At 65.7% G+C, this 22,701-nt stretch carries 24 protein-coding genes; 5 read left to right on the forward strand and 19 right to left on the reverse strand.

The features are described 5' to 3' along the window. Positions 1-7: 7 nt before the first annotated feature. The 6 genes from Q0C42_RS02395 to Q0C42_RS02420 form a co-directional block, all read right to left on the reverse strand. Positions 8-1,231 (reverse strand): glycosyltransferase, encoded by a 1,224-nt coding sequence (locus tag Q0C42_RS02395; protein WP_295071422.1) that lies wholly within the window; start codon positions 1,229-1,231, stop codon positions 8-10. Further along, a complete protein-coding gene (locus Q0C42_RS02400; protein WP_295071425.1) occupies positions 1,228-2,922 on the reverse strand; it encodes an ABC transporter ATP-binding protein in 1,695 nt (564 codons plus the stop codon). The genes Q0C42_RS02395 and Q0C42_RS02400 overlap by 4 nt, the downstream gene beginning before the upstream one ends. Continuing rightward, positions 2,919-4,031 carry an ABC transporter permease gene (locus Q0C42_RS02405; RefSeq protein WP_295071427.1) on the reverse strand — a complete coding sequence of 371 codons (1,113 nt, stop codon included), beginning with the start codon at positions 4,029-4,031 and terminating at the stop codon, positions 2,919-2,921. The genes Q0C42_RS02400 and Q0C42_RS02405 overlap by 4 nt, the downstream gene beginning before the upstream one ends. Then, complete coding sequence (locus tag Q0C42_RS02410; RefSeq protein ID WP_295071430.1) at positions 4,031-5,173, reverse strand: microcin C ABC transporter permease YejB; 1,143 nt, start codon at positions 5,171-5,173, stop codon at positions 4,031-4,033. The genes Q0C42_RS02405 and Q0C42_RS02410 overlap by 1 nt, the downstream gene beginning before the upstream one ends. Before the next feature lie 18 nt (positions 5,174-5,191). After that, complete coding sequence (locus Q0C42_RS02415; protein WP_295071433.1) at positions 5,192-7,108, reverse strand: extracellular solute-binding protein; 1,917 nt, start codon at positions 7,106-7,108, stop codon at positions 5,192-5,194. Positions 7,109-7,262: 154 nt separating this feature from the next. Then, a complete protein-coding gene (locus tag Q0C42_RS02420) occupies positions 7,263-7,802 on the reverse strand; it encodes a c-type cytochrome (RefSeq protein ID WP_295071436.1) in 540 nt (179 codons plus the stop codon). 121 nt (positions 7,803-7,923) lie between these two features. Here Q0C42_RS02420 and Q0C42_RS02425 point away from each other — a divergent pair, with 121 nt between their 5' ends. Next, positions 7,924-8,757: a prephenate dehydratase gene (locus tag Q0C42_RS02425; protein ID WP_295071439.1), complete on the forward strand. Its 834-nt coding sequence runs from the start codon at positions 7,924-7,926 to the stop codon at positions 8,755-8,757. A gap of 8 nt (positions 8,758-8,765) precedes the next feature. Here the strand turns inward: Q0C42_RS02425 and Q0C42_RS02430 are convergent, their stop codons facing one another. Next, positions 8,766-9,242: a hypothetical protein gene (locus Q0C42_RS02430; protein ID WP_295071442.1), complete on the reverse strand. Its 477-nt coding sequence runs from the start codon at positions 9,240-9,242 to the stop codon at positions 8,766-8,768. Positions 9,243-9,288: 46 nt separating this feature from the next. After that, complete coding sequence (gene nudC, locus Q0C42_RS02435) at positions 9,289-10,239, reverse strand: NAD(+) diphosphatase (protein WP_295071445.1); 951 nt, start codon at positions 10,237-10,239, stop codon at positions 9,289-9,291. Positions 10,240-10,505: 266 nt separating this feature from the next. Here nudC and Q0C42_RS02440 point away from each other — a divergent pair, with 266 nt between their 5' ends. Together Q0C42_RS02440 and Q0C42_RS02445 are read left to right on the forward strand one after the other, a co-directional pair. Next, the gene (locus Q0C42_RS02440; protein WP_295071447.1) at positions 10,506-12,419 is read left to right on the forward strand and encodes a bifunctional 2',3'-cyclic-nucleotide 2'-phosphodiesterase/3'-nucleotidase; all 1,914 of its coding nucleotides are present in this window, start codon (positions 10,506-10,508) and stop codon (positions 12,417-12,419) included. A 28-nt stretch (positions 12,420-12,447) separates the two neighbouring features. Then, the gene (locus Q0C42_RS02445) at positions 12,448-13,074 is read left to right on the forward strand and encodes an HAD family phosphatase (RefSeq protein WP_295071450.1); all 627 of its coding nucleotides are present in this window, start codon (positions 12,448-12,450) and stop codon (positions 13,072-13,074) included. Between the two features lie 30 nt (positions 13,075-13,104). On the opposite strand, the gene Q0C42_RS02450 is transcribed toward Q0C42_RS02445, so the two are convergent. From Q0C42_RS02450 to Q0C42_RS02485, 8 genes are all read right to left on the reverse strand, one after another. Further along, the gene (locus tag Q0C42_RS02450) at positions 13,105-13,470 is read right to left on the reverse strand and encodes a 4a-hydroxytetrahydrobiopterin dehydratase (RefSeq protein WP_295071453.1); all 366 of its coding nucleotides are present in this window, start codon (positions 13,468-13,470) and stop codon (positions 13,105-13,107) included. Beyond that, positions 13,467-13,619: a hypothetical protein gene (locus tag Q0C42_RS02455; protein WP_295071455.1), complete on the reverse strand. Its 153-nt coding sequence runs from the start codon at positions 13,617-13,619 to the stop codon at positions 13,467-13,469. The genes Q0C42_RS02450 and Q0C42_RS02455 overlap by 4 nt, the downstream gene beginning before the upstream one ends. Before the next feature lie 75 nt (positions 13,620-13,694). Beyond that, a complete protein-coding gene (locus Q0C42_RS02460; protein ID WP_295071458.1) occupies positions 13,695-14,852 on the reverse strand; it encodes a GNAT family N-acetyltransferase in 1,158 nt (385 codons plus the stop codon). 48 nt (positions 14,853-14,900) lie between these two features. Further along, positions 14,901-15,674 (reverse strand): glycerophosphodiester phosphodiesterase family protein, encoded by a 774-nt coding sequence (locus tag Q0C42_RS02465; RefSeq protein ID WP_295071461.1) that lies wholly within the window; start codon positions 15,672-15,674, stop codon positions 14,901-14,903. A 9-nt stretch (positions 15,675-15,683) separates the two neighbouring features. Beyond that, positions 15,684-16,145 (reverse strand): RidA family protein, encoded by a 462-nt coding sequence (locus Q0C42_RS02470; protein WP_295071464.1) that lies wholly within the window; start codon positions 16,143-16,145, stop codon positions 15,684-15,686. 164 nt (positions 16,146-16,309) lie between these two features. After that, positions 16,310-16,723: a c-type cytochrome gene (locus Q0C42_RS02475; protein WP_295071467.1), complete on the reverse strand. Its 414-nt coding sequence runs from the start codon at positions 16,721-16,723 to the stop codon at positions 16,310-16,312. Between the two features lie 127 nt (positions 16,724-16,850). Continuing rightward, positions 16,851-17,402 carry a DUF4202 domain-containing protein gene (locus Q0C42_RS02480; protein WP_295071470.1) on the reverse strand — a complete coding sequence of 184 codons (552 nt, stop codon included), beginning with the start codon at positions 17,400-17,402 and terminating at the stop codon, positions 16,851-16,853. Beyond that, a complete protein-coding gene (locus tag Q0C42_RS02485; RefSeq protein WP_295071473.1) occupies positions 17,399-18,106 on the reverse strand; it encodes a Crp/Fnr family transcriptional regulator in 708 nt (235 codons plus the stop codon). Before Q0C42_RS02485 ends, Q0C42_RS02480 begins: the two co-directional genes overlap by 4 nt. 120 nt (positions 18,107-18,226) lie before the next feature. Here Q0C42_RS02485 and Q0C42_RS02490 point away from each other — a divergent pair, with 120 nt between their 5' ends. After that, complete coding sequence (locus Q0C42_RS02490) at positions 18,227-19,219, forward strand: nitronate monooxygenase (RefSeq protein ID WP_295071476.1); 993 nt, start codon at positions 18,227-18,229, stop codon at positions 19,217-19,219. Further along, the gene (locus tag Q0C42_RS02495) at positions 19,216-19,869 is read left to right on the forward strand and encodes a 5-formyltetrahydrofolate cyclo-ligase (RefSeq protein WP_295071477.1); all 654 of its coding nucleotides are present in this window, start codon (positions 19,216-19,218) and stop codon (positions 19,867-19,869) included. The genes Q0C42_RS02490 and Q0C42_RS02495 overlap by 4 nt, the downstream gene beginning before the upstream one ends. Positions 19,870-20,017: 148 nt before the next feature. Here Q0C42_RS02495 and urtE read toward each other — a convergent pair whose 3' ends face one another. Genes urtE through urtC form a run of 3 tightly spaced genes read right to left on the reverse strand, consistent with a single transcriptional unit; the run spans position 20,018 to position 22,672 of the window. Then, a complete protein-coding gene (urtE, locus tag Q0C42_RS02500; protein ID WP_295071480.1) occupies positions 20,018-20,713 on the reverse strand; it encodes an urea ABC transporter ATP-binding subunit UrtE in 696 nt (231 codons plus the stop codon). Position 20,714: 1 nt separating this feature from the next. Further along, positions 20,715-21,458 carry an urea ABC transporter ATP-binding protein UrtD gene (gene urtD, locus Q0C42_RS02505; protein ID WP_295071482.1) on the reverse strand — a complete coding sequence of 248 codons (744 nt, stop codon included), beginning with the start codon at positions 21,456-21,458 and terminating at the stop codon, positions 20,715-20,717. After that, on the reverse strand, positions 21,455-22,672 hold the full coding sequence (gene urtC / locus Q0C42_RS02510; RefSeq protein ID WP_295071485.1) for an urea ABC transporter permease subunit UrtC: 1,218 nt from the start codon (positions 22,670-22,672) through the stop codon (positions 21,455-21,457). Before urtC ends, urtD begins: the two co-directional genes overlap by 4 nt. Between the last annotated feature and the right edge of the window lie 29 nt (positions 22,673-22,701).

Genomic DNA, 22,701 nt, shown 5'->3' on the forward strand with positions numbered 1-22,701 from the left:
AAGAGCTTCAGCTTCGGGACAGGCGGGTCAGAAGCTCTACCTGTTTCGGCAGGCTGACCGAGCGCAGGTCGTAGCGGTCGCGCACCATCTGTCGGGCGGCAGCACGCATCGGCTCATAGGCTTCGGGGTGGGCGAGAGCGTCGATCAGGGCCGCCGACCAACCCTTGACGTCGAAGAAATCAACCATCCGGCCCGTCTTGCCATCCGTGATCACCTCGGCCACCGGCGCGGTGTTCGAGCCGATCACAAGCGTTCCGGCTGCCATCGTCTCGACCATCGACCAGGACAGGACGAAAGGATAGGTCAGGTAGGCGTGAACGCGGCTAACATGGATCAGGTCGACCAGGTGGTCATAAGGCAGCTTGCCGACAAAGTGGACGCGGGACAGGTCCAGCCGATCCTTCACCTCGTTCAGGATCAGATCTTTCCAGGTCCCACCCCCCGGAGGCGCAGCGCCGTAGCTCACCCCGTCTTCGCCGACGATGACGACATGGGCGCCGGGCCGGGCAGCCAGGACATCGGGCAAGGCGCGCAGGAAGATGTGATAGCCGCGATAGGGTTCGAGGTTGCGGTTGACGAAGGTCACCACCTCGTCCCCGCGGTGCAGGGTCCGGCCATCCGGCAAGGTGAAGCGGGCCTGTGGGTTCGGTGTCAGCCGGTCGCAATCCACCCCGTCGAAGATCACTTCAAGCTGGCGCCGCAGGACCGGGGGATGGGTGCTGGCCTGCCATTCGGTCGGGGCCACGCCCGCGTCGGCATGGATCAGGGCCTGGGCAAGATAGGCCGCCCGGGATTGGGAGATCATCACCTGATCGAAGCCCTGGACCTGATACTCCGGGTCAAAGCCCACATCCGCGCCTATGCCGCGGTAGTAGAATTCCGCAAAGACCAGAAGCCTGGCTTCGGGCCAGACCTCTTTCAGAAACAGGGTCTCGCCCCAACCGGAATGGCCATAGATCACGTCGGGCACATAGCCCTCGGCCCGCATCCGGCGCGCGTGGCGGGCGACGGAGACGCCGCGGTCGGCCATCTGGGTGAAGGTCCGCCCAAGCCGCGTGGCCTTGGCATCAAGGGGTTGCGCCTTGTGCGTGTAGCGCAGGATCGGGACGTCCGCGGTCTTGCCGTTGGTTGCATCGGTCAAGGCGCGCACGTCATGCCCAAGGCGCTGCATCTCTGGCGCGAGGTGCAGGAACTGGCCGGGAAAGTTCTGGTGGACGAAGAGAAGCTTCACATTCCGGGTCCGAAGGCAGCTGCCATCAGAGCCTTCGTATAATCGGATTTCGGTTCGGTAAACACGGCCTCGCAATCGCCGGATTCCACGACATCTCCGGCCTGCATCACCATGACCTTGTGCGCCATCGCGCGGATCACCCGCAGGTCGTGGCTGATGAAGATGTAGGCGAGGCCCCATTTCCGCTGCAGCTCACGCAGAAGCTCGACGATCTGGACTTGCACGGTCATGTCCAGCGCGCTGGTCGGTTCGTCCAGCACCACCAGCAGCGGGCGCAGGATCATCGCGCGGGCGATGGCGATGCGCTGGCGCTGGCCACCACTGAATTCATGCGGATAGCGGGCCATCATCGCGGGGTCGAGGCCGACCTCGCGCATGATCTCGGCCACCATCTCGGTCCGGTTGCGGCCGGGTTCGACGCCGTGGACGCCCAGGCCCTCGGCGATGATCTGTTCCACGGTCATCCGTGGCGAAAGACTGCCGTAGGGGTCCTGGAACACCACCTGCATGTTGCGGCGGATCACCCGCATCGCCTTGCGGCCTTTGGTGTTGCCGAAGGCCGAGCGGGCGGCATCGATCAACTCGTCCCAGCCCTCTGGCCCCGCGTCGGCGCTGCGGCGGGACTGCGCCTGATCCCAGGTCTCGTCCAGACGGCTGATGTCGCGGCCAAGGAACACGACCTTCCCCTGCGAGCCCATCAGCCGCAAGATCGCGAGCGCCAGCGTGGTCTTGCCGGACCCGCTTTCGCCGACAATGCCCAGGGTTTCCCCGGCCCGGACGGAAAGGTTCGCGTCGTTCACGGCCTTCACATGGCCGACCGTACGGCGCAAAAAGCCCTTGTGGATCGGGAACCAGACGCGAAGGTTTTCCGTCCGCACGATTTCCTGCGACCCGGTGGGCACGGGATCGGGGCCGCCCTTCTGTTCGGCAGCGAGAAGCTTTTGCGTATAGGGGTGCTTCGGGTTGGCGAAGATTTCGGCCGTCGGACCCTGTTCGACGATCTCGCCGCCCTGCATGACGCAGAGCCGGTCGGCGATGCGGCGGACGATGCCAAGGTCGTGGGTGATGAAAAGAAGGCTCAGACCCTCGGCCTTTTTCAGATCGGCCAAGAGGTCCAGGATCTGCGCCTGGATGGTGACGTCCAGCGCCGTGGTGGGCTCATCCGCGACCAGCAGTTCTGGCCCGTTGGCCAGCGCCATCGCGATCATCACCCGTTGGCGTTGGCCCCCGGACAGTTGATGCGGATAGGCCCCCAGGCGGCTTTCGACGTCGCGGATGCCGACCTTGCCCAGAAGCTCGATGATCCGGGCCCGCGCTGCGGCCCCGCTCAGGCCCTGGTGCAGGGAGAGGCTCTCGGCCAGCTGCTTTTCGATGGTGTGAAGCGGGTTCAGCGAGGTCATCGGCTCCTGAAAGATGAAGCTGATGTCGTTGCCGCGGATCGTGCGAAGGGCGGATTCGGACGCTCCGACCATTTGCTTGCCGGCATAGGTGACCGAGCCGGACACCTCGGCACTGTCTGAGAGCAGCCCGACGGTCGACAGCGCCGTGACGGACTTGCCGGAACCGCTTTCGCCGACCAGCGCTACGGTTTCGCCCTTGTCGACAAAGAAGGAGACACCCTTGACGGCCTGGATGATGCGGCCGTCCTGGCGGAAGCTGACGGACAGGTCCTTGACCTCCAGCACGCTCATCTGAAGGTCTTTCTCGGGTCAAAGGCATCGCGGACGCCCTCGAAGATGAAGACAAGAAGCGAGAGCATGATGGCGAAGGTGAAGAAGGCGGTGAAGGCCAGGAACGGTGCCTGCAGGTTCTGCTGCGCCTGCCGGGTCAGCTGGCCGAGCGACGGCAGGTCCGAGGGCAGGCCGAAGCCGAGGTAGTCCAGCGTGGCAAGGCCCGCGATGGTGCCGGTGATCGCGAAGGGCAGCATGGTCAGCGTGGCGACCATCGCGTTCGGCAGGACGTGGCGGAACATGATCTGCGGGTCAGACACGCCCAGTGCCTTGGCGGCGCGGACGTATTCGAAGTTGCGGGCGCGCAGGAACTCGGCCCTGACGACACCGACAAGGCCGGTCCAGCCGAAGATGACCATGAGAGCGACGAGTAACCAGAAACTCTTGGCCCAGATCGCGGTGATGATGATGATGACGTAGAGGGTGGGGACCGAGGACCAAAGCTCGATGAAGCGCTGGAAGAGAAGGTCGGTCAGGCCGCCGAAATAGCCCTGCACGGCCCCGGCAGCGATGCCGATGACCGAGGTCAGCGCCACGACGATCAGCGCGAACGTGACGGACAGGCGAAAGCCGTAGATCACCCGGGCCAGCACGTCGCGGCTGGTGTCGTCGGTGCCAAGCCAGTTCTGCGCGGAAGGTGGGCCGGGGGCCACGCCGCCCGTATCGACGATGCTGTTGTACTTGTAGGGGATGACCGGCCAGACCATCCAGCCCTGCTGCTGCACAGGTTCACCCAAAGCGGTGCCCTGGGTTTCAACCTCGGCCTTGATGCCGCGGGGGTCGTCCCAGCAATCCAGCGAGCCGCCCGAGACGATCAAACATTGCACCTCGGGCGTTGTGTAGTTGGCTTCCGTGCGCAGGTCGCCGCCGAAGGCCACCTCGGGGTAGAACTTGAAGACCGGGGTGTAATACCTGCCCTGGTACTGCACCAGGATGGGCCGGTCGTTTGCGATCAGCTCGGCAAAGAGCGAGAATCCGTAAAGGATCAGGAAGATCCACAGCGACCAGTAGGCGCGGCGGTTGGACTTGAAATTGCGCCAGCGGCGCTGGTTCAGGGGCGAAAGAGCCATCAGTCGCGCCTGTCAAAGTCGATGCGGGGGTCGACCAGCACGTACATCAGGTCCGACAGGATGCCGACGACAAGGCCGATCAGGCCAAACGCGAACAGCGTGCCGAAGATCACCGGATAGTCGCGTTCGACGGCGGATTTGAAGCCCAGTTGGCCCAGCCCGTCGAGCGAGAAGATCACCTCGATGATCAGGCTTGATCCGAAGAAGACGCCCAAAAACAGGCTGGGGAAGCCCGCGATCACGATCAGCATGGCGTTGCGGAAGACGTGTCCGTAAAGGACCCGCGCCTCGGACAGGCCCTTGGCGCGGGCGGTCAGGACGTACTGCTTCTTGATCTCGTCCAGGAAGCTGTTCTTCGTCAGCAGGGTCAGGACCGCGAAGGACGATATCAGCTGCGCCGTCACCGGCAGGGTGATGTGCCACAGGTAGTCGACGATCTTGCCCCAAAGGCTCAGCTCTTCGAAGTTGTCGCTGGTCAGCCCGCGCAGGGGAAACCACTGGAAATAGCTGCCGCCCGCGAACATCACCATCAACAGGATCGCGAACAGGAAGCCGGGGATCGCATAGGCGGCGATGATGACGCCAGAGGTCCAAGTGTCGAAGCGCGAGCCATCGCGGACGGCCTTGCGGATGCCAAGGGGGATCGAGATCAGGTAGGCGATCAGCGTCGACCAGAGGCCGAGGGTGATCGAGACCGGCATCTTTTCCAGGATCAGGTCCACGACCGAGATCGAGCGGAAATAGCTCTCGCCGAAGTCGAAGGTCAGGTAGTTCCCCATCATCATGAAGAACCGTTCGGTGGCAGGGATCGCTTCCTTCCGGCACTCCGGCGCGGTCACGGACGGCTCGCCGGTAAAGCCTTCGTCGCAGACGATGCGGGCGAAACCGAACTGGACCTCAAGCTTGGCCAGGAATTCCGGCGGCAACCCGCGGGCGCCTTGATAGCCGGAGTCTTCCTCTTGCACCCCGCCACCTTCGGTGCCGGAGATGTTCTGGATCGAGTCGCCCTCGCCTTCCAGCCGGGCCAGGACCTGTTCGATCGGGCCGCCGGGGACGAATTGGGTCAGCGCGAAGTTGATCAGCATGACCCCGAACAACGTCGGGATCACCAGCAGCAAGCGGCGAAGGATGTAGGCGCCCAAAGTCCCCGACCGATCCTGTTACTTCAACGCGCCGCTGGCCTTCAGTGCCTCGGCCTTTTCGGGGTTGTACCACCAGAAGGCAAGCTCGCCTACCGCATAAGGCGGAAGCGTCTCGGGCCGTTCGTACATGTTGTAATAGGCGACCCAGTTGTCCTTCTTGTAGTAACGCGGGACGATCACGAATTCGGACCGCAGCACCCGGTCCAGCGCCTTGATGACATTGGTCAGGTCCTGCCGACTTGCCGCGGATTCAACCAGGTCCAGCATCTTGTCCACTGCCGGGTTGGCATAGCCCATCCGGTTGCGGCTGGAGTTGTCCTTGGCGACCGAGGCCCAGGCTTGTTTCAGGACGCCACCCGGCTCTGGCCCGCCATTCACGACAGTCGTCGGCAGGGCGTCGAAATCGAAGTTCGGCGGGCTTGCGCGCTCTTGCAGTTGCGGGTCGTCAATGATGTCGAAGCTGGCATCCACGCCCAGCGCCCGCAGGTTTTCGACATAGGCATTCATCACCGGCAAAAGGTCGGTGCGGGAATGGACCATCTCCATCCGCAAGGTTTCGCCCTTGTCGTTGCGACGGATGCCGTCGTCGCCGGCAACCCAGCCTGCCTCGTCCAGAAGCTGCGAAGCGCGGCGGAGGTTCTTGCGGTCCAGCGCATTGTCCGCCGAGGAGACGGACCCCGCCGGCACTTCGGCGGTCAGGATGCTGGCGGGAAGCAGGCCTTCATCCACCAGCGGCTGCAGGATTGCCACCTCTTCCGGCGTGGGTGCGCCGACGGCGGCCATGTCCGAGTTTTCCCAGATCGAGTTCACCCGGGCGAACAGATCGTAGAACAGCGACTTGTTCGACCATTCGAAGTTGAACATCAGGCCCAGCGCCTCACGCACACGGGGGTCCTGGAATTGCGCGCGGCGGAGGTTGAAGATGATCGACTGACCGCCGGCGATATTGCCGGAAGGCAGGATTTCCTTGACCACGCCGCCCGACTGCACGGCGGGGAATTCGTATTCCAGCGCCCAGCGCTTTGGCAGGCTTTCGTTGCGGAAGGTGTAGACCCCGCCCTTGAACGCCTCGAAGGCGGCGTTGTCGTCGGCGAAATACTCGATGCGGATCCGGTCAAAGTTGTTCTGGCCGACGTTCAGCGGATGCTTCTCGCCCCAGTAGTCCATGTCGCGCGCGTAGATGACCTGCTGGCCGGGCTTGAAGCTTTCCAGCACGTAGGCCCCGGTGCCAAGGAAGGGTTCCAGGCTGGATTTCTCCAGGTCGCGCTTGTTCTCTTCGTAGTCCTTCTTGGAGAAGATCGTCAGGCTGCCCGCCTGCCCCGGCATGTCGCGGAAGGGCGTGCCGGGAGTGAAGGTGAACTTGATGCGATGGGGGTCCAGGACCTCGACCGACTGGAACTTGGCGTTTGCGACGCTGCGGTATTCCGGGATGCCCTTGTCTCGGAAAAGCTCGTAGCTGAAGAGCACGTCTTCCGCCGTCATCGGCGAGCCGTCGGAGAAGGTCACGTCCTTGCGGAGGTTGAAGATCACCCAGGACCGGTCCTCGGGGTATTCCATCGTCTCGCACAAAAGGCAGTAGGCGGCGCTGATGTCGTCCGCGGTGCCGGTCAGGATGGATTCGTAGAAGATCGACGCGAGGGCAGCCGAGTTGCCGGCGATGGCATAGGGATTGAAGCTGTCAAAGCTGCCGGGGGCCCACTGGCTCATCTCGCCGCCCTTGGGGGCGTCGGGGTTGACGTAAGGAAGGTGGGTGAAGTCGGCTGGCAGGGCCAGGTCACCGAAGGTGGAGATGCCATGCGAGGTGATCACGGTTTCGGCCCGGACCGGCAGGGCCAAAGCCCCAAGTGCCGCGATCAGCGCGCCAGTGGCGAACACCGGACCCAAGTTGAGCCGCGCCGCTTTTGCCTGTGCTGTCCCCCGCTTGCCTGTCCGCATTCGCCAATCTCCCCTGCTTGCCGTCTGGATTATTCATTTATCCTATTTTGCGCTTTGTCGAGGCAACAAGCCGCGATTGCCTGCGCGTTTACGTGAGCAAAATGGAAAAGCCGCCCGAGGGGGCGGCTTTGCACAGTTCGAAAGCGTGCGAAGCTCAGGGATTCGCGGCCAGGTAAGCGATGACGTTGGCGCGGTCTTCCGACTTCGGCAGACCGGCGAAGGCCATCTTGGTGCCAGGGATCGCCTGCTTGGGGTTTTCCAGGAAGGCATACAGGGCTTCAGGGGTCCAGGGCTCAGCAGACTTGGCGGCCATCGCTTCGGAATAGGCATAGCCCTCGGACGCGGCGTGCATCTTGCCGACAATACCGTTCAGGTGCGGACCAACGCCATCCGAGCCGTCCAGCTTGTGGCAGGAGCCGCATTTCTTGAACACAGCCTCACCGGCTGCCGCGTCACCTGCTGCAACCAGGGCCGCGACATCAACCGGTTCGCCTTCGCCTTCAGCAGGGGCTGCCTCTTCTTCGCCGGTGTCGATGGTGTAGGCCTGGGTGATCTCACCCTCGGCATGTTCACCGCCGTGGTCCCCGCCACCAACGGTGTACAGCCCGTCGCCCGCCCAGTTCACCAGCATCAGGACCAGAAGCGAGCCGCAGACCGCACCCACCGTCTTGGTCATCGTCATCGTGTCGAACATGGTTCACCTATCTGGGGTCTCGAGTTGCGCGGTATGTATCCGCTTCCACCATCCGGTTTCAAGGTGTAGACGCGCGACGAAACGCCCCGTGGGGCAGGTTTTCGACAGGGGATGACGTCAGATGGCCGGTCGCATCGCGTTTCAGGGGGAACTTGGTGCCTATTCGCACCAGGCCTGCCAGCAGTCGCGTCCGGATTTCGAACCCGTTCCCAGCACCACGTTCGAGGAAGTGGTCGACCGGGTCGCACGGGGCGACGTCGACCTCGGGATGCTCGCCGTCGAGAATTCGACCTATGGCCGGGTCGCCGACGTCCACTCGTTGCTGCCACGCGCGGGGCTGCACATCGTGGACGAGGCCTTTGTCCGGGTGCATGTCAACCTTCTGGGCGTGAAGGGTGCGTCGCTTGCGGACGTCAAGGAAGCGCACGGCCATGTGGTGATCCTGCCGCAATGCGCGGGGTTCCTGAAGGCGCACGGCATCCTGGGCAAGGTCTCCAGCGACAACGCCCGCGCGGCGCGCGAAGTGGCCGAGGGGGGCGACAGATCCAGGGCCGCACTGGCAAGCGAACTGGCAGCCGAGATTTACGGGCTGGACGTGCTGGCCCGTCACATCGAGGATCAGGCCAACAACACCACCCGCTTCCTGGTCATGTCGCGCGAGCCCAACCTGACCCGCCGCGGCCAGGGCAAGATGATCACCACCTTCACCTTCCGGGTCCGCAACATTCCGGCCGCGCTATACAAGGCGATGGGAGGGTTTGCGACCAACGGGGTGAACATGACCAAGCTGGAAAGCTACATGGTCGGCGGCACTTTCACCGCGACCGAGTTCTACGCCGACATCGAGGGCCACCCGGAGGACCCGAATGTGGCCCTGGCGCTTGAAGAATTGCGCTACTTCACCTCGGAAGTGCGCATTCTGGGCGTCTACCCCGCTGACCGCGAGCGCGGGTAGGCCGGGCCTCAGGCCTGAACCTGGCTGCGTTCGTAGCGGTCCTTGATCCGCGCACCCATCTGGCCCAGCCGGGTTTCAAACTTGGCCTGAACCCGTCCCTTGGCAAGCCGCATCGTGTTGATGAAAAGCCGTGCGGCCAGGGTTTTCGGCTTGAATTCGACATCCACGCGCAAGCGGCTGCGGCGGGGGGACAGGACCATCACCTCGAACCGGGCGCTGCCCTCGATCGAAGGGCCGTCAAGCGACAGGACGACAAGCTGGTTTTCGACCATTTCCGCGATCTTCAGCAGGACCTTGCGCGGCTTGCCGCGGAAATGCCCGCGGATACGCCACTCTGCCCCGGGACCCGTGGCCGGGCTTCCGGGAGGGCGCTCGACCTCGGCCCCGTTGCGCACGGCTTCACGTTCCCAGGTTGCGTGATCGACCAGAGAGGCAAAGAGAAAGGCCGCAGGGACCTCCATATCGGTCTTCGCGGTGAGTTTCATCTATACTCCCAGCAATTCAGATCCCGGTTTCACCTGCAACATTGGTTCAATCAAGCCGGTCCGCAAGCCAGTTGCTTAAAATGAAATGAGCAATCGAGCCGTTTCGGGCCGGGCGGACCACGGGATGCAGCCCGGCAAAGGCTGCCACCAGCTCTTCCCGGGTCAGCCACAGGGCCTGCTCCAGCTCTTCGGGGTCGATGCGGATTTCGCGGCCCAGGGCTTCGGTCCGGGCACCGATCATCAGCGATGCCGGGAAGGGCCAGGGCTGGCTGGCAAGGTAGGTGACCGCACCGCAGGGCACGCCGGTTTCTTCCAGGACCTCGCGGCGGACGGCGGCTTCAAGCGTTTCGCCCGGTTCGACGAATCCCGCTAGCAGCGAGAACATGCCTTCGGGCCAGGCCGGGCTGCGCCCGAGCAGCACCGAGTTTCCCTGCGTGACCAGCATGATGACAACCGGATCGGTGCGCGGGAAGTGCTGCGTTCCGCAGGCAGGACAGGATCGTTGCCAGCCGCCCACCGCACTGTTCGACTTCGCGCCGCAGGCCGAGCAGAAGCCGTGGCTGCGGTGCCATTGCAGGACTGCCTTGGCGGTGGCGACCAGTTCGGCCTCCCGCGGGGTCAGGTCGGTCATCACGCCGCGGAGTTCAACGAATCCCTCACCGCCGCCCAGCGCGGGGTGGCGTTGCACGGACGCGTCGAAGAACCCTGCATCGGGCGCATCGGCACCAGCCTCGGGCGACCAGTCCGACAGGTCGGCTGCAAAGCGCGGGACCCCGTCATCAACGCCGAGGAAGACAGGAGGCCCGGCCAGCGCCAGAACCGGATGCCCCGCGGGAACCCAGACCAGTCGCGCCCCGTCCATCATCGGCTTGCCGCGCCAGACCGGCAGGACCCGCCCCTGCACCAGCGCCTCGGCCAGACCGGCCGCGTCCCGGCGCAGCCCGGCGTGCCGGTCCAGGCCCGATCCGCCGAAGGTCACCGTCTCTGCTATCTTCATGCCCGCCCCGACCTCGATTGCTTTAATTCGCCTCGCAATGGACCCTCAGTCGCATTGTCGGAAAGATCAATTCCCATCACGCGTTGCGTTAACAACCTGCGCGCGAATAACGACAATTTGCCATAACATTGACACAACCGGAACGATACATCCGAAGTTGAAGATCGGTATTGGCGGTCGGGCCGCAGGCAATAGTTCTAAGTTTTCAGGTTTGGACAGTTGTTGGAAGATTGATGTATCAGGTCCCCGCTGTGTCACGTTCCAGTTTGCTGAATTCACAGGCCTCCGAAACCGAGGACCGGGACCCGGACGCGGCGCAGACCCGACTTGCGCACCGGCCGACCGCAGCGCTTCGGCTCATCGCCACCAGTGACCTCCATGCCAGCCTGATGCCTTATGACTATTGCGCCAATCGACCGGATGCGAATCTGGGCCTTGGGGCAATATCGCAGCAGATCGCCGTGGCCCGCGGCGAAGCGCAGAACTGCCTTTTGTTCGACAACGGCGATTTTCTGCAGGGCAGTCCCCTGGCCGATTTCGCCGCCAACGCCCGCCGCCGCCGGGCGCATCCGGTGATCACCGCCTTCAACACGCTGGGCTATGACGCGGCGACGCTGGGAAACCACGAATTCGACTATGGCTTGCGCTTTCTGTCGGAGGTGCTGGTCGAAGCCCGTTTTCCCTTCGTATCGGCGAACATCGCGACGCGGCTGGGTACCAGCCCCGCCCGGGATGAAACGCTGGTCCCGCCCTTCACCATCCTGCGGCGGCAGATCTTCGACACCGAGGGCCGTGCCCATGTCCTGCGGGTGGGCGTAATCGGCTTTGCGCCGCCGCAGATCGCCGAATGGGACCGAGATACGCCCGGTGGGCGCGTCCACACACGCGACATCCTGGCCGCGGCTCGCGCCTGGTTGCCGCGGCTGCGCGCGCAGGGTGCGGACATCATCGTGGCTTTGGCGCATACCGGGATCGGCGAGATCGCCCCCGAGGACGGCAGCGAGAACATGGCCACCGCTCTGGCTGCTCTGGCCGAGATCGACGCCGTCGTCGCGGGCCATAGCCACCAGCTTTTTCCGGGGCCAAGTTATCCGACGTCGCCCGACGTCGATCCGGTGCGGGGCCTTCTGGCCGGCAAGCCTGCGGTGATGCCGGGGCATTCGGCCAACCACGTCGGCATCATCGACCTTACGTTGCAACGCTGCACCTTGGGAGGGCGCCGCTGGCAGGTCGTCGGCTCCAGTGCCCGGATCGGCCATCGCAGCGACCGGACGCCGACCCCCGCGCTGCACCAGGCGCTGGCACCCGATCACCGTGCAGCCCTGGCGTGGTCACGGCGCCAGCTTGGCGTGACCGAGGTCCCGCTGCATACCCATTTTGCCACCTCCGCCCCTTCGGCCGCATTGGCGCTGATCGCCGAGGCCAAGGCCCATCATGTCCGCGCCGCCGTGGCCGGGACCAGCTTTGCCAGCCTGCCGATCCTGTCGTCGGCGACCCCGTTCCGGGCTGGGGGACGCGGGGGACCGGCGAACTTTACCGAGATCCCGGCCGGACCGCTGCGGATGCGCAACCTGTCCGACCTTTATCCGTTTCCCAACACCATCGTCACCCTCCTCGTCACCGGGGCCGAGGTCGCCGACTGGCTGGAACGGTCTGCCGCAATCTTCCGCCGGATCACGCCGGGCGCGGTGGACGCCCCCCTGCATGACGCCGACGTGCCGTCGTTCATCTTCGAGGCAATTCCGCAGCTGTCCTATGCCATCGACCTTTCACAGCCAGCGCGCTTCGATGGCCAGGGCCGCCTGGTCCAGCCGGATGCCCGCCGGATCACCGGCCTGCGGCATGGCGACCGCCCCGTGGCCCCGCAGGACGAATTCCTGCTGGTCACCAACAGCCACCGTGCCGGTCGCGCGCGGCTGCAGGACCCGTCCGCCGACCTGCAGGTTGCCTTCACCGACGGCGCCCGGGTGCAATCGATCATCGCGGCCCACGTTCAGGCCAGCCGCCAGGTCGGAGCCGCGCCGGCCCGCCATTGGCACTTCCTGCCGATGCCCGGCACCAGCGTCACCCTGGCCGCAGGGGACGGCGCGGCGTCGCACCTTTCCGACCTTGCCGCCTATCGTCCGCAGGCGATCGACCGCGACTGTGATGGGTTTACCCACTACCGGCTGCACCTGTGATCGGCTATGCCTCCGCGCGGAGGCCCCGATGTACGACGCCATTCTCTTCGACCTTGACGGCACGCTGATCGACAGCGAAAGCATCGCCCTGGCCAGCGGCTTGGCAGCTTTTGCCGCACATGGGCATGATGTGGACACCGCCTTCATGCACGGCCTTGTCGGCAAGGACGAGCCCACCGCCGCCCAGATCATCCGCGCCGCCCTACCGGGAATTGACCTCGACGCAGTCAACCTGCACTGGCGCAAGGGGTTCAACGACGGCGTGGACAGCGGGCTTGCGTTGAAGCCCGGCACGCTGGACCTTCTGCCCGCACTGTCCTCGCCCCTGGCCATCGTCACCTCGACCGGACGGATCGGCGCGCATCGCAAGCTGGGCATTGCCGGGATCGCCGATGCCTTCACCCATGTCGTCACTCTGGACGACGTGCGCGCCCCGAAGCCCGACCCGGAACCCTATCTGCTGGCGGCCTCGCTGTTCGGGGTCAGCCCCTCGCGCTGCCTGGTGTTCGAGGACAGCGAAACCGGGGCCGAAGCCGCGCATCGCGCCGGATGCGTGGTGGTGCAGGTGCCGGACGTGGTGCCAAGCCAGGGCCGCTGGGCGCATCATCTGGCGCCCGACCTGCTGACCGGCGCGCGGATGGCGGGGCTGCTCTAGACCGGAACGCATTAGCCGCACCGGACAACATCAGGCCTTGCTGGCTCGCAACTCGCAAAGGCAGCTGATCGGCTCGCCGTGGTTGCGTTCGATCTGGGCTTCGGGGGCCAGCTTGTCCATCGCGGTCGCGAGGTCGATGTCCAGCTGGCTGATCCCGGTGCAGTCATGCGTGGTCAGCGTCACGTCGACCAGGTTGTAGACGTTCCGCCATTCGGGATGGTGGTTCAGCTTTTCCGCCGCCAAAGCCGCGCGGGACATGAAGCCCCAGGCTTGGCTGAAACTGCGGAACTTCCAGACCTTGCGGATCGCATCCTTGCCGGGAACAGCGGCCCAGCCGGTTTCGGCCAGGGGCGGCAGGTGGATCTTGCGGTCGGCTTCGGGCAGGAGCGGGGTCATGTCTTCGTCTCCGGGATAAGGGCATTGTCCTTGGCATTGGTGGCCTGCAGCGCGGGGCGGTCCTTGAGGCGCGAGCAGTCAGTGGTCAGCACGTCGTTGGCCAGGATTGTGCCGAACTGCATCCCCCCTGCCGATCTGGCTGCCGACATGGACATCCGCCGCTGTGAAACGCCCGTGGGCGAGTCGCGCGCCTGGTCAGCATCGGGGCCTTTTGTTGCGGCAGGCTACTCCCTTCCCTCGTGCTTGCGGAAGGGGCCGTAGGAGGTCAGCACCTCGATCTCCTCGCCCACGGCGCGGCGTTCGGCCTGCAGGTAGCGGTCAACCGCGGTCCGGAACGAGGGTTCCGCGATCCAGTGCAGGGAATGGACCTCGGTGGGCAAGTAGCCGCGCGCCAGCTTGTGCTCGCCCTGTGCGCCTGCTTCCACCCGTTGCAGCCCGTTGGCGATGGCCCAGTCGATGGCCTGGTAATAGCACAGCTCGAAATGCAGGCAGGGGTGGTCCTCGGTACAACCCCAGTAGCGGCCATACAGCGTCTCGCGCCCGATGAAGTTCAGCGCGCCGGCCACGGGCCGGTCGCCGTCGCAGGCGACGACCAACAGGATGTCGTTCCGCATCGTCTCGTGAAAGCGGGTAAACGCCTTGCGGGTCAGGTAAGGCGTGCCCCATTTGCGGCTGCCGGTGTCCTGGTAGAACTGCCAGAAGGCATCCCAGTGCTGCTGCTGGATCTCGTCCCCGGTCAAAGCGCGGATCGTCAGGCCCGAGGCGCGGGCCGTCTCGCGTTCCTTGCGGATCATCTTCCGCTTGCGACTGGCCAGGTCACCCAGGAATCCGTCGAAGCTGTCGTAGCCGCGGTTTTCCCAGTGGAACTGCTGGGTGATGCGGTGGAGCGTGCCTTCCACGCCAGCCAGCGCCTCCGCCTCCTCCTGAGTGCAGAAGGTGGCGTGCAGGCTGGAAAGCTTGTTCTGCGCCGTGACCGCGATGGCGCCTTGCCACAGCACCTCGCGGTAGGCGGCGTCGCCCAGGAAGCGCCGCCCGGTGGCCGGAGTGAACGGCACCGCGATCTGCAGCTTGGGGTAGTAGCGCCCCCCTGCCCGCTCCAGCGCGTCGGCCCAGCCGTGGTCGAAAATGTATTCGCCCTGACTGTGGGACTTCACATAAAGCGGCGTTGCGGCGAGAAGCGTGCCGCCGTCGCGCAGGACCAGCGGACGCGCCTGCCAGCCGGAGCCCGCGCCGGTGGATCGGGACTCCTCCAGAGCCGCGAGGAACCGGTGCGTGGTGAAGGGGTCCAGCGGGCGGCCATCGGCCTGTTCGGGCGCAGCCACCGCATCCCACTCGGCGGCGTCGATCTCGGACAAGGTTTCATGCAGGGTCAGGTCAGCCATTCGCGCGCCCTCGGGTCAGGGGGATAGGTGGCGGGCGGGGCGGGAAGGTCAAGTCGGAAGCGCGGCCCGGTATCCCTCGAAGGTCACATTGTCGGCAATCTGGCGGACACTGGCTTCGTCCGCGGCCGTGCGGATGGTCCAGCACAGGATCTTGGCGCCTTGGGCTTTCAGTTCGGCCACCCGGTCCCGACCAAGGTCGCGCCCTTCGTGGCTGATAAAGCTGGACCCGGTGGCGTCATAGTCCGGGATGAGGCGAAGCCGGTCGCAGACGTCCTTCGGAAGCGGCGCCCAGTCATCGGGGTCGTAGGCCGAGGTGGTGAGCCCGCGTGGCAGGTGCGGGGCCAGGCGGGCCATGTGGGCGATGGAATGGGGGTTGAAGGACATCAGGGCGACTTCGCCCTTGTAGTCCTGCAGGTCCTCCGCCGTCGCGGCTTCCAGCTTGCCGTCGGTCGGGGCCATTTCCAGCGTCTGGTCCTTGATCTCGATCAGGAGCGGGACCTTGCCGTCGATCAGCCCCAGGACCTGGGCCAGGGTGGGGATGGTGTCGGTCGACCCTTTCAGGGGGATGCGGCCCAGTTCGGCCGCAGTCCGGGCGTTGACCGGGCCGACCTCATTGGTCAGGCGGTCCAGCTCTTCGTCGTGGAAAACCATCGCCACGCCGTCCGACGAAAGCTGGAGGTCCACTTCGATCCCGTAGCCAGCCTGCACCGCCGCCTTGATCGCGGACGGCGAATTTTCGATCCGCCCCGCGGCCCGGTCGTGCAGGGCGCGGTGGGTGATCGGCAGGCGGAGGAAGCTGTCGGGTAGTGGGACGCGGGTCATTTCAGGTGGTCATTTCAGGGCGAAGATCGCCTCGATCTCGACAGCGACCCCCAGCGGCAGCGAGGCCGCAGAGACGGCGGAACGGGCGTGGCGGCCCGCATCGCCCAGGACGGCGACCAGGAAGTCCGAGGCGCCGTTGATGACCTTGGGCTGGTCGGTGAAATCGGGGGTGGAGTTCACGAAGCCCACCAGCTTCACCGCCCGGTCCAGCCGGTCCCAGTCGCCGCCCGTGGCCTTCTTCAGCTGGGCGAGGAGAGAGATCGCGCAGCGTTTCGCGGCCTCGGCGCCCTGTTCGAAGGAAAGGTCCTCGCCCAGACGGCCCTTGATGAGGCCCTGCTCGTTCTGGCTGATCTGGCCCGAGACGTGGACCAGGTTCCCGACCTGGACGAAGGGTACGTAGTTCGCCGCCGGGGCGGGGGCGTCGGGTAGGGTCACGCCAAGCTCGGCAAGGCGCTGGTCGATCGGGTGCATCGGGGTCTCCGGCTGAGGTCGGGGAAAGCCTAGCGCGGGGGCGGCGGGCGGGCAAGAGCGACGCCGCCACGCGTGGTGCGATGTCCGGGGCCAAGAAAATCAGAGGCTTGGCTGCGGGCATTCACGGACCGTACATCACGAATCCACGCACCGCCCGCCAGAGGTCACTTGATCGTCGCCAGATAGGCCGCAATGTCGGCTGCTTCCTCGGCTTTCGGCAACTTGAAGGTCATCTTCGACGAAGCTCCTTCATCGCCCGACGCCTGCTTCACCCAGGCATTGGGGTCCTGCAGGTAGGCGGTCAGCTGCGCCTCGTCCCAGACCGCGCCCTTGGCTTTGGCGGCCAGGATCCCATCGCCATATTTGAAGTCGGGGTTCGAGGCGACCGGATTGCCGACGATACCCCAGAGGTTGGGGCCGGTCTTGCCACCCTTCTGCACTTCGGTTCCGTCGGGGGCGACGATGGAATGGCAGGACTTGCACTTGCGGAAGGACGTCTCGCCCTTGGCTGCATCGGGTTCGGCCAGGACAGGAGAGGCCAGCACAAGGACAAGGGTGGAAAGCAATGGTTTCAGCATGACGGATCCTTTCGCGGATCGCGCGGGGATGCGCGGCCAGAAGATGAACCATCCGCAGCCGCATCAGTTCCGTGACGATCGCCGGAGATTGCGCATCAGCCGCCCGGACGACGTCAGCCCGGCACCCTCACCCTGCGCGAAACGCCTCGGCCAAGGCATCGGGCAATGCAAACTCTTGCAGGACCCGCTTGCGGCCATCCTCGGACATCTTGCGGGCGGTCTTCCTGACGATGTCCAGAGTGGACTCCGCGCCCCTTTCGGCCGCGAAGTCGGCGAAGTGCCACTTCAGGAAGACGAAGCAGATCACGTCCTCCAAAGCCTGCACGTCCGGGTCGCGCTTGAGGCCTTCCTTGCGCAAAAGAACTCCGACGCGGTCGCAGTCCTCGGCCGGAAACCCCACCTCGGCCATGATCCCTGCGACGCGCGCGCCATGCCGACGCCCCTGCTCGCGCCGCCACTCAAGGTAGCCGGCCTTGCCCTCCGGGTAGTCCGAGCGAGGCAAAAGCCAGCGTTCGACATGCTGGCCGCGTGCGGCCACCTGCAACACCTCGGACGCCCCGGGAAACAGCCGCGCCAGTTCCTGGGTCATCCGCTGACCGTAGACCAGAGCCTCGCCCTTCGGGTCGGCGGCGTTGGCGGTGTCGATCAGCGCCAGCGCCCGTGCAAGACGGTCGGTCATTGTCCCCCCTTCGACCAGGCCAGCGCCGGGTCCTCTTCGACATAGGTGCGCAAGACGGCGATATCGTCGATATGGGCGATGGTCTGCCGGATCGTCACCCCCTGCTCTTTCAGCCGCGCGAAGGCCCGGCTCAGGCTTTCCGGCTTCATCCCCAGGCGGCCCGCGATCAGGACCTTGTCATAGGGTAGCGTGACCTCGCAGGCCCCGTCCGGGCAAGGGGCGAGTTCCAGCAGAAATTCCGCCACCCGCTGCGCGCCAGTCTGGGCTTTCAGCGCCTCGACCTGGGCCACAAGGCCGTGCAGGTGGACGAAGGTGGCCGAAAGGATCGCGATGGCGACCTCGGGGTTTTCGCGGATCTGGCGCAGAAGGACGTCGGCCTCGATCCGGATCAGGGTGCAGTCGGTCACCGCTTCGGCCGCCACGGGATAGGTGTCGTGGCGGAACGCCACCGCCTCGCCAAAGCTGGAACCCTTGGTGAAGACGCCCACCACGGCCTCGGTCCCCGAGGGAGCGAGGCGGTACAGCTTCACCCAGCCTTCCGCGACGATGTAGATCGCGCTGGCCCGTTCGCCCTGCAGAAAGATGGTCTCGCCCCGGGTGCAGGTCCGGGTATGGGCGCTGTCCAGCACGGTCTTGGCCACATGTTCGGGCGACGCTGCCAGCAGCAGGGATCGGCGGGCAAGGGTCAGGAATTCGGGCTTCATGGAGGGTCCTGTCGGGTCCGTCGAACTGGTATGGTTAGCGATGCCACCGGCAAAAGGCCAGTGTTGGGTAGGCAGGAACCGGCGGCGCGGCGGGGCGTTGCCTGCGGTGGAGGACCAGGGATGCTGCGGACGCCATTGTGCGATCTTCTGGGCTGCGAGGTGCCGATCCTGCTGGCCGGGATGGGCGGGGTTGCCCGGTCCGAGCTTGCGGCGGCGGTGGCCAACGCTGGGGGATACGCGATGCTGGGGATGGTGCGGGAGAGTCCCGCGCTGATCGAGGCCGAGGTGACGGCCCTGCGTGCCGCGACGAACCGGCCCTTTGCGGTGAACGTGATCCCCTCGGCAACCGACCCTGGCCTTCTGGACCGCCAGATCGGGCTTTGCCTGGATCTGGGTGTCCGGCACTTAACCTTCTTCTGGGACCCGATGCCCGAGGTCATCGCGCGGGTGAAGCGCGCGGGGTGTCTTGTCCTGCACCAGGTCGGCACGGTGGCCGCGGCAGAGGCGGCCGAAGGCGCAGGGGCCGACGTCATCATCACGCAGGGGATCGAAGCCGGGGGCCATGTGCATGGCCGGATCGGGGCCTTTGCGCTGGCCGAGCAGGTGCTGGAGCGGGCGCAGGTGCCGGTGGTGGTGTCAGGCGGCATCGGGTCCGGCCGTGGGTTGGCGGCAGCGCTGGCGCTTGGCGCGCAAGGCGTGCAGTGCGGGACAGCGTTCCTGGCCACCGATGAGGCCTGGGCGCATGACTACCACAAGCGGCGGGTGGTGGAGGCTGGGGGCGGCGATACCGTCCTGACCGATGTCTTCGTGCTGAACTGGCCCAAGGGTGCCGCGGTGCGGGTGATCGGCAACAGCATCACCGATGCCTTGGGCGAAGACCTGATGGGCCATGACCCGGACGCCCTTCCGCGCGAGGCGATTGCGGAGGATGGCGGTCAGCCCTTGCTGCGCTATTCCACCGATTCCCCGATGCGCCATACGACGGGGTCGCTGGAAGAGATGGCGCTTTACGCGGGCCAGGGCGCGGGTTTGATCCGCGAGGTGCTTCCGGCGGCCGAACGGTTGCGGCGGATGGTGGCCGAGGCGGAAGCCTGTCTGGAGCGACTTCGGTGAAGGGGCGCTGTACCTCTCCACCCTGCCTGGCCGAGGGGTTCGATCCGTCGGACGCCGACCAGCAGCAGGCCGAGGACGTGGCGCGCTGGCGCAAGGCGGAGCGGGCGAGGCTGCGTGCAAAGCGGGGCGGGTTGAGCGTGGCCGAGCGGCAGGCGGTCAGTGCGGCCTTGTGTGCGGCGCTGGGTGGGTTCCTGCGGGACCGGTTCGGGGATTTGCGCGGGCGGGTCCTTTCGGGCTATTGGCCCATCAAGGGGGAACCCGACCTGCGCCCGGTGCTGGAAGCGCTGCACCGGCAAGGCGTGCGGGTGGCGCTGCCTTTGGTCGAGGTCAAGCAGGCTCCGCTGGTGTTCCGCCGCTGGACGCCGGAGACAAGGATGGTGCGGGGCGACTGGAACATCCCGGTGCCGCCGCCCGAGGCGGAGGTGGTGGTGCCCGAGATCGTGCTGGCCCCGGTGATGGGCTGGACCCGCGACGCATTTCGGCTAGGTTACGGTGGCGGGTACTTCGACCGGACGCTGGCGGCCCTGTCGCCGAGGCCTTTCACTATCGGGATCGGGTTCCAGTCAGCGCGGCTGGAGACGATCTTCCCGCAGCCGCACGATATCCGGCTGGACGTGATCCTGACCGAGACCGGGGTCGCCTCGGCTTGACACCTCCGCCAGCGAGGCGGCAAGGTTCTTCGCCAAGTAGTCCAGAAGCGCGCGGGTGCGGCGCGGCTGCGCTTGGAAGCTTGTATGAAGCGCTCTCTGCGTTTGCCGGGCCTGCAAGGCGGCGAACGACGGTGCACAAGGTGTTGGGCTAGACCGACACCTCGGCCCGCAGCGCCGCCTGGTCGAAGCCCGACTTCGGCCCCGAGGCCGAGACCGCCCCACGCCGCAAGACGTAGAACTGGTCGGCCAGGCCGTAGGCAAAGTCGAAGTACTGTTCGACCAGCACGATCGCCATGGTCTTCTGGTCCTTCAGGTAGGTGATCACCCGACCGATCTGCTGGATGATGTTGGGCTGGATGCCCTCGGTAGGCTCGTCCAGCAGCAGGACCTTGGGCTTCATGATCATCGCCCGGGCGATGGCAAGCTGCTGCTGCTGGCCGCCCGACAGGTCCCCGCCGCGGCGGTGGGTCATGTCCTTCAGGACCGGGAAAAGGTCGTAGATCGCGTCGGGGACCTTGTGCTCGGACTTAGGCAGAAGCGCAAAGCCGGTTTCCAGGTTCTCGCGCACCGTCAGCAGCGGGAAGATCATCCGGCCCTGCGGCACCACGGCCAAACCCCGGCGGGCCATGTCCTGGGCGCGCAGGCGGCCGAGGTTCTCGCCGTCCAGTTCCACCGTCCCGCCAGACCGGGGATGCGTTCCGGCCAGCGCCTTCAGGAAGCTGGTCTTGCCCACCCCGTTGGTCCCCATGATGCAGGTGACTTCCCCGGCCTTCGCCTGAAAGTCGATCCCGTGCAGGATCTGGCTGCCGCCATAGTGCAGCGTCAGGCCTTCGGTCTTCAGCATCTCAGCCCCGCCCCAGATAGACGTCAATCACCGCCTGGTTCTTCGTCACGTGATCCAGGCTCCCCTCGGCCAGCACCGCGCCTTCGTGCAGGACGGTGACCTTGCAGTTCAGGCGGCGCACGAACTCCATGTCATGCTCCACCACCACCACGGCGCGGGTCCTGGCGATGTCCACCAGGAGTTCCGTGGTCTTCTCGCGTTCCGCCAGCGTCATCCCTGCCGCCGGTTCGTCGACCAGCAGCAAGCGCGGCTCCTGCGCCAGCAGCATCGCGATTTCCAGCCATTGCTTCTGGCCGTGGCTGAGGATGCCGGCCTTGCGGTCCAGGCTGTCACCCAGCCCCACCTGGGCGGCCAGCGCCTGGATGCGGTCTTCATCCTGTGCCGTCTTGCGCCAGGCCAGCACAGCCCAGGGGCTGCGCGCGGCTTTCAGCGCCAGGGTCAGGTTCTCGTGCACCGTCTGGTCCTCGAACACCGTGGGGCGCTGGAATTTCCGACCGATCCCGGCGCGGGCGATCTTTGCCTCGGACAGCTTCAGGAGGGACAGGGACTTCTCTCCGAAGGTGACCGAGCCGCTGTCGGGCCGGGTCTTGCCGGTGACGATGTCCATGAAGGTGCTTTTGCCCGCGCCGTTCGGGCCAATGATCGCGCGCAGTTCGGCGGCCTGGATTGCAAAGGTCAGGTTGTTGATCGCGCGGAAGCCGTCGAAGCTGACGGTGACCCCCGAAACCTCCAGAAGCGCGGTCATTTCTGCGCCTCCTGTTCCATGAGCGACCCGTCGTCGGGCCCCAGTGGTGCGCCTTTGCGGTCGGGGGTCAGGACGCCTGCGAAGCGGTCGAACAGCCCACCGATGCCTTTGGGCGCAAACAGGGTCACGCAGACGAAGGTCAGACCCAGCAGCACCAGCCACCAGTCCACCCAGTTGATCGTGGCAAACCCGAGGGGGATCGACGGCACGCGGCCCCCGGTGAACCAACTGGACAGGAGCGAGACGATGGCGGCCCCGATGACGGCTCCGTAAAGCCTGCCGCGCCCGCCGATGGCGACCCAGACGGCAAGGTAGATCGACGCGATGGGGGCCAGTTCGGCCGGGTTGATGATGCCCGCCTGGGGGTAGTACAGCGCCCCGGCCAAGGCGCAGATCACGGCGGTCAGGGTGAAGACGAAGAGCTTGTAGCCCTCGACCGAGTAGCCGAGGAACCGCACCCTAGCCTCGTCATCGCGAATGGCGCGGATCACGCTGCCGAACTTGCCCGAAACGATGGCGTGGAGGGTCAGGTAGGCCACTGCCAGTGCTGCGGCAGAGGCCCAGAAGAACCACAGGCTGACGGCGTCTTGGCTGGCAGTCACTCCCGGCAGGTTCTGCAGGCCCGAAAGGCCGTTGTTGCCGCGCAGGCCGGAGTCGTTCTGGAAGAGGTAAAGCGCCAGCGCGAGGGTCATCGCCTGGGTCAGGATCGACAGGTAGACGCCAGTCACGCGGCTGCGGAAGGCGAGCCAACCGAAGACCAGCGCCAGGAGGCCGGGGACGGCGACGACCAACGCCAGTTGCAAAGGCAGACTGTAGGCAAAGCTCCAGATCGCGGGCAGGTCCGAGGCTCCGACGACGCCGAAGATCTGCGTGGCGATGCCTTGGGATATCTCCTCGGGTGTCGCGGGCAAGCCCCCGTTCAGAAGCGAGGCGACCACGATCTCTTCGGTCCGGGCATACATTAGCCACATGCCGATCATGTAGCCGCCGAGGGCGAAGAAGGCCATGTGACCAAGGCTGAGGATACCCGCGTAACCCCAGATCAGGTCCATCGCCAGCGCGGCGAGGCAAAGGCACAGGGTCTTGCCCAGGGTCTTCACGAAGGATGTGGAGACGAGGCCGAAGTGGGCGGCGATGGTCACGGCGATGGTGAAGACGGCAAGGCAGGCGATGAAGATCAGGGCCGAGCGATGGCGGGGCTGGAGCAGGGTCATTTCGTGGCCTCCGCTCGGGGCGCCGGTGC

Source organism: Tabrizicola sp., assembly GCF_022842145.1.
Lineage (GTDB): Bacteria > Pseudomonadota > Alphaproteobacteria > Rhodobacterales > Rhodobacteraceae > Tabrizicola.

Coding starts and splice junctions, on each gene's coding strand:
- Q0C42_RS02400 (WP_295071425.1), bottom strand. CDS start 2,922: ATGAGCGTGCTGGAGGTCAAGGACCTGTCCGTCAGCTTCCGCCAGGAC.
- Q0C42_RS02405 (WP_295071427.1), bottom strand. CDS start 4,031: ATGGCTCTTTCGCCCCTGAACCAGCGCCGCTGGCGCAATTTCAAGTCC.
- Q0C42_RS02415 (WP_295071433.1), bottom strand. CDS start 7,108: ATGCGGACAGGCAAGCGGGGGACAGCACAGGCAAAAGCGGCGCGGCTC.
- Q0C42_RS02420 (WP_295071436.1), bottom strand. CDS start 7,802: ATGTTCGACACGATGACGATGACCAAGACGGTGGGTGCGGTCTGCGGC.
- Q0C42_RS02425 (WP_295071439.1), top strand. CDS start 7,924: ATGGCCGGTCGCATCGCGTTTCAGGGGGAACTTGGTGCCTATTCGCAC.
- Q0C42_RS02430 (WP_295071442.1), bottom strand. CDS start 9,242: ATGAAACTCACCGCGAAGACCGATATGGAGGTCCCTGCGGCCTTTCTC.
- nudC (WP_295071445.1), bottom strand. CDS start 10,239: ATGAAGATAGCAGAGACGGTGACCTTCGGCGGATCGGGCCTGGACCGG.
- Q0C42_RS02445 (WP_295071450.1), top strand. CDS start 12,448: ATGTACGACGCCATTCTCTTCGACCTTGACGGCACGCTGATCGACAGC.
- Q0C42_RS02450 (WP_295071453.1), bottom strand. CDS start 13,470: ATGACCCCGCTCCTGCCCGAAGCCGACCGCAAGATCCACCTGCCGCCC.
- Q0C42_RS02455 (WP_295071455.1), bottom strand. CDS start 13,619: ATGTCGGCAGCCAGATCGGCAGGGGGGATGCAGTTCGGCACAATCCTG.
- Q0C42_RS02460 (WP_295071458.1), bottom strand. CDS start 14,852: ATGGCTGACCTGACCCTGCATGAAACCTTGTCCGAGATCGACGCCGCC.
- Q0C42_RS02465 (WP_295071461.1), bottom strand. CDS start 15,674: ATGACCCGCGTCCCACTACCCGACAGCTTCCTCCGCCTGCCGATCACC.
- Q0C42_RS02470 (WP_295071464.1), bottom strand. CDS start 16,145: ATGCACCCGATCGACCAGCGCCTTGCCGAGCTTGGCGTGACCCTACCC.
- Q0C42_RS02475 (WP_295071467.1), bottom strand. CDS start 16,723: ATGCTGAAACCATTGCTTTCCACCCTTGTCCTTGTGCTGGCCTCTCCT.
- Q0C42_RS02480 (WP_295071470.1), bottom strand. CDS start 17,402: ATGACCGACCGTCTTGCACGGGCGCTGGCGCTGATCGACACCGCCAAC.
- Q0C42_RS02485 (WP_295071473.1), bottom strand. CDS start 18,106: ATGAAGCCCGAATTCCTGACCCTTGCCCGCCGATCCCTGCTGCTGGCA.
- Q0C42_RS02490 (WP_295071476.1), top strand. CDS start 18,227: ATGCTGCGGACGCCATTGTGCGATCTTCTGGGCTGCGAGGTGCCGATC.
- urtE (WP_295071480.1), bottom strand. CDS start 20,713: ATGCTGAAGACCGAAGGCCTGACGCTGCACTATGGCGGCAGCCAGATC.
- urtD (WP_295071482.1), bottom strand. CDS start 21,458: ATGACCGCGCTTCTGGAGGTTTCGGGGGTCACCGTCAGCTTCGACGGC.
- urtC (WP_295071485.1), bottom strand. CDS start 22,672: ATGACCCTGCTCCAGCCCCGCCATCGCTCGGCCCTGATCTTCATCGCC.